Annotated in this window: 5 protein-coding genes; all 5 read left to right on the top strand. The window is 27.3% G+C overall.

Features of this window, described 5'->3' with window-relative positions:
* Positions 1 to 440 (top strand): riboflavin kinase (locus ACTT83_RS06410; RefSeq protein ID WP_440919252.1); only part of this gene is annotated, 440 nt, incomplete at its 5' end.
* Positions 437 to 3,154 carry an isoleucine--tRNA ligase gene (gene ileS / locus ACTT83_RS06405; RefSeq protein ID WP_440919251.1) on the top strand — a complete coding sequence of 906 codons (2,718 nt, stop codon included), beginning with the start codon at positions 437 to 439 and terminating at the stop codon, positions 3,152 to 3,154. The genes ACTT83_RS06410 and ileS, both read left to right, overlap by 4 nt.
* Positions 3,154 to 3,660 (top strand): signal peptidase II, encoded by a 507-nt coding sequence (lspA, locus tag ACTT83_RS06400; protein WP_440919250.1) that lies wholly within the window; start codon positions 3,154 to 3,156, stop codon positions 3,658 to 3,660. The genes ileS and lspA overlap by 1 nt, the downstream gene beginning before the upstream one ends.
* The gene (locus ACTT83_RS06395; RefSeq protein ID WP_440919249.1) at positions 3,644 to 3,967 is read left to right on the top strand and encodes a DUF3035 domain-containing protein; all 324 of its coding nucleotides are present in this window, start codon (positions 3,644 to 3,646) and stop codon (positions 3,965 to 3,967) included. The genes lspA and ACTT83_RS06395 overlap by 17 nt, the downstream gene beginning before the upstream one ends.
* A complete protein-coding gene (locus ACTT83_RS06390; protein WP_440919248.1) occupies positions 3,967 to 5,121 on the top strand; it encodes a glucose-6-phosphate isomerase in 1,155 nt (384 codons plus the stop codon). Before ACTT83_RS06395 ends, ACTT83_RS06390 begins: the two co-directional genes overlap by 1 nt.
* Positions 5,122 to 5,186: the final 65 nt, after the last annotated feature.

Raw genomic sequence — 5,186 nt, 5'->3', positions numbered from 1 at the left:
TTATTTCATCTTCATTATTAAGAAAATATTTGCAGAGCGGGAAACTTAATAAAGTTAATAAACTTTTAGATAGAAAATGGTCAATTGATGGAAAAGTTCAAAAAGGTAGACAACTAGGAAAAAAGATCGGTTTTCCAACAGCCAACATAGATATCAAAGATTATGTTTTGGCAAAACCAGGTGTTTATGCCGTCAAAGCTAAGAAAATAAAAAGTTCAAAATATATTAAAGGAATAGCCAATTTAGGATATCGACCTACATTTAATGGAAAAAAAATATTATTAGAAGTTCATTTATTCAATTTTTCTGGAAATTTATATAATAAGTACTTAAGAGTAGAATTTTTAAAATTTATAAGAGCTGAAAAAAAATTCAGAAATGTAGACCAATTAAAAAAACAAATTAAAATTGATTTAGTAACAGCAAAAAAAATGAAATGAGTAAAAGCCAAATTAATTTACCCAAAACAGCTTTTTCAATGAAAGCAAATTTACCAATTAGAGAACCAGAAATTTTGAAGCTTTGGAAAAAAATTGATCTTTACAAAGAGCTAAGGAATTCAAGAAAAGGAGAAGAAAAATTTGTTCTCCACGATGGTCCTCCATATGCGAATGGAAATATACATATGGGTACTGCTTTAAACAAAATACTTAAAGATATTATAGTAAAGTTTCATCAAATGGATGGCAAAGACTCTGTTTATGTTCCAGGTTGGGATTGTCATGGTTTACCTATCGAATGGAAAATTGAGGAACAATACAAAAAAAATAAAAAAAATAAGAATGATGTTCCAATTGTAGAATTTAGAAAAGAATGCCGAACGTTTGCTGAAAAATGGATAGAGGTTCACAAAGACCAATTTAAAAGATTAGGTGTTGTTGGTGATTGGGAAAACTATTATTCAACAATGAGTTATGATGCGGAGGCACAAATTGTAAGAGAACTTGGAAAATTTTTAAAAGAAGGTAGTCTATACAGAGGATTTAAACCAGTTTTATGGTCAACTGTAGAAAAAACTGCCTTAGCTGATGCCGAGGTTGAATATCAAGACCATAAATCTGATACGATCTATGCTTGTTTTCCAGTTAAATCATCAAAAATAAAAGAACTTAATGATTGTGAAATTGTTATATGGACAACCACTCCTTGGACGATACCAGCAAACAAAGCCTTAGCATACAATGAAAGCTTAGATTACTTAATAATTCAAATTAATGATGACGGAAATTTTAAAAATAAAAAAATTGTTATCGCTGAGGCACTACTAGACTCTGTTTTAAAAGATTGCGAGATTAAAGAATTTGAAAACCTTAAGAAATTTAAAGGTAAAGATTTAAAAGATACTATCTGTAAGCATCCATTTTTTGATTTAGGGTATGATTACGATATTCCAATGTTAGAAGCTCGTTTTGTAACCACTGAACAAGGAACAGGAGTCGTTCATTGTGCGCCAAGTCATGGACCTGACGATTTTAATCTTTGTTTAAATAATGGAATAAAGGCAATTGAAACAGTGGATGATGATGGAAAATATACAAATAATGTTTCTCTGTTTGAAGGTTTACACATTTTTAAGGCTAACCCAGTTGTGATTGAAAAATTGAAAGATCAAAATAAACTTCTTTCAAATGGTGAATTAGTTCATTCATATCCTCACTCTTGGAGATCAAAAGCACCTTTAGTTCATAGAGCGACACCACAATGGTTTATTTCTATGGAAAGTCATAAACTGAGAAGTAAAGCTTTAAAAGCAATAGATGATACGACATTTTATCCAAGTAAAGGCAAAGAAAGATTAAAATCAATGATTGAGACAAGGCCAGATTGGTGTGTATCAAGACAAAGAGTTTGGGGTGTACCACTTCCTATTTTTGTAAATAAAAAGTCTAATGAAATTTTAATAGACGATGAAGTATTTGAAAATATTGCAAATATTTATGAGAAAGAGGGTTCTGATTGTTGGTTTTCAGATGACCCTCAAAAATTTTTAGGTAGTAAATATAAAGCAGAAGATTTTGAAAAGCTTAGCGATATTGTTGAAGTTTGGTTTGATAGTGGATCAACCCATTCTTTTGTATTGGAGAAGAGAAAAGACCTTAAATGGCCTGCATCAATGTATTTAGAGGGTTCAGATCAACATAGGGGTTGGTTTCATTCCTCTTTATTAGAGTCATGTGGAACAAGAGGTAAGGCACCTTTCGAGTCTATATTATCTCATGGGTTTGTTGTGGATGGAAAAGGTCTTAAAATGTCAAAATCTCTTGGAAATGTAATTGCACCTGAGGATATTTTGAAAAAATATGGTGCTGATATTTTAAGAATTTGGGTTGCTGCATCAAATTATGCTGAAGATTTAAGAATAGATTATTCTATTTTGGACCAGCATTCTGAGTCTTATCGTAAAATTAGAAATACATTTAGATATTTATTAGGAAATATAAATGACAAATATGAGGATGTTAATTTAGATAAAATTGATGTTGAAAGCTTGCCAGAGTTGGAGAAATTTATGTTAAGTAAGATTTATTCCCTTAATATCAAATTTGAAAATTATTTCAAAAGATATGATTTTCACAATCTTTATAAAGAATTGTTGAACTTTTGCACAACAGATTTGTCGGCATTCTATTTTGATATAAGAAAGGACACTTTATATTGTGATCCAATTAATTCTGAGAAAAGAAAATCTTGTGTTACAATTTTGAATGTTTTGCTTAAATCTTTACTCAGATGGTTCGCTCCAATATTGTCTTTTACAACTGAGGAAATACATCAACTGATATCAAAGAATAGTAAAAGCATCCATTTGGAAAAATTTCTTACTTTTCCAGATAAATTTAAAAATGAACGGCTTACAGAAAGATGGTCTCAATTAATAAAAATTAGAGATGTATGCAACATAAGTATTGAGGAAAAAAGAGCTAATAAAGAAATTGGTTCAAGCTTAGAAGCAGAACTCAAAATTAAATTAAATGAGAAATATAAAGATATAATCTCAAAAATTGATTTATCAGAGCTTTGTATAGTATCAAAAACACAAATTTATTTTGATGAAGGTTCAGATATTCTTGTTGAAACTAAGAAAGCCCCGGGTGATAAATGTCCTGTGTGTTGGAAAATAAGTGTTGAGCCCTGTGAGCGTCATCCTCAATAATGTCTAAATATTTTAATAAAAGTTTTATAGTTAACCTTTTTTTAATTTTAAGTATTTTTGGCCTTGATAGGTTCACCAAAGTCTATGTTATTTCTGAAAATGAAAAAAGTTTGTCGTCAGAATTATTTGTATCAAAATTTTTGAATATCAATTTAATTTATAATGAAGGAATAGCATTTGGTTTATTATCATTTGATCAAAGTCATATGTACAACATTTTAACAATTTTAATTGCAGCTGTAATTTTAATTATTTTTTTTATGACTTTAAAAAGTGATGGTCTTAAAAAATATTCACTTTTAATGATATTTGGTGGAGCCCTGGGTAATTTATATGATCGAATTTTTTTTAAGGCTGTGCCAGACTTTATCGATTTTCATATCGGAAATTTTCATTGGTTTATTTTTAATGTATCGGATATATTTATTTCATTAGGAGTATTATTTTTGATTATTTTTGAAATAATTGATAATCAAAAAAGTAAAATTGATGAAAAAAATATTTAAACTAACAACAATTATAATTTCAATTTTAGCTTTAAATTCATGTGGAACTATTAGAGAAGGTTTTAGTTCACAGAAAAAAAATAGTATAGATGAATTTTTGGTTGAAAAGAAATCACCTTTAGTGATGCCTCCAGATTTCAATAAATTACCATTGCCACAGCAAACTAATCAAGTAAGTGAGAATGAAGAGAGTGCAGATATTAAATCATTACTTACTGACAACAAGGACTCAGATTTAGAAAATCAAAATACTAATCAAAACATAAATTTTGAAAATTCCATTATAGAAAAAATTAAAAATAATTAATGATAACATCAGGAATTTTTTTTAAAAACTTTAAGGTTAGTAAACAAAATTCTCAAATAAAAAAAAATCTTAAAAAATTAATTAAAGAAAATAGTCAAATCCTTAAATCTTTTAGTAAAAATTATAAAGACCAATTTAAGATCAAAAATTTAAGAATTTTTAAAAGATTTAATGATATTCGTATAATTGGAATTGGTGGTTCGTCATTGGGTACGAAAACTATTTATAGTTTTCTAAAAGATAAAATTAAAAAGAACGTATTATTTTATGATAATTTATCAACTTTCAACAAAAAATCTGGAAACAAAAAACATTTAAATTTAATCATCTCAAAATCAGGCAATACTTTAGAGACAATAGTTAATTCTAATGTCCTTATCAAAAAAAGTGATAAAAATATTTTTATCACAGAAAATAAAAAAAATTATTTAAATTTATTAGCTCATAAACTAAAATCAGAAGTTGTTCATCACAATAATTTTATAGGTGGTCGATACTCAGTTTTATCTGAAGTTGGAATGTTGCCTGCAGAATTAATGGGTCTTAATTCAAAAAATTTTAGACAATTTAACAATTTAATTAAAAATCAAAAATATTTAAATGCGCTCATATCTAACGTAGGATCTACAATAAGTTTAATTAAAAAAAGAAAATTTAATTCAATTATCATAAATTATGATGAAAAATCTCAAAACTTTTTTTCGTGGTATCAACAACTAGTAGCTGAAAGTTTGGGTAAAAAGGGAAAAGGTTTATTGCCAGTCGTATCCAATATGCCTAGAGATAATCATAGTGTTATGCAGCTTTATTTGGATGGTTTTAAAAATAATTTTTATACGTTTTTTTATGTCCATGAAAATAATACCTCCAAAATAGATAATAAATTTATTTTGCCCTCACAAAATTTTCTTAAAAACAAAAATATTCAAAATATTACTTACGCTCAAAAAAAAGCTACGGAAAATGTTTTTACAAAAAAAAATATACCTTTTAGAAGCTTTGAAATAAAAAAAAGGGATGAAAAAACTTTAGGTGAGTTATTTTGCTTTTTTATGTTGGAAACTATTTTAATTGGAAGAGCTTTAAAAATAAACCCTTACAATCAACCTGCTGTTGAGTTAATTAAAAAAGAGACTAAGAAAATTTTAGTTTAAATCACCAAATATAATTTTCGATATTCCATATTTCTTCTCATCTAGAATTCTAAATTTTTTTGAAA

The organism is Candidatus Pelagibacter sp., assembly GCF_052049775.1.
Lineage (GTDB): Bacteria > Pseudomonadota > Alphaproteobacteria > Pelagibacterales > Pelagibacteraceae > Pelagibacter.
This window is presented reverse-complemented; position numbering and strand designations above follow the sequence as displayed.

Coding starts and splice junctions, on each gene's coding strand:
- ileS (WP_440919251.1), top strand. CDS start 437: ATGAGTAAAAGCCAAATTAATTTACCCAAAACAGCTTTTTCAATGAAA.
- lspA (WP_440919250.1), top strand. CDS start 3,154: ATGTCTAAATATTTTAATAAAAGTTTTATAGTTAACCTTTTTTTAATT.
- ACTT83_RS06395 (WP_440919249.1), top strand. CDS start 3,644: ATGAAAAAAATATTTAAACTAACAACAATTATAATTTCAATTTTAGCT.
- ACTT83_RS06390 (WP_440919248.1), top strand. CDS start 3,967: ATGATAACATCAGGAATTTTTTTTAAAAACTTTAAGGTTAGTAAACAA.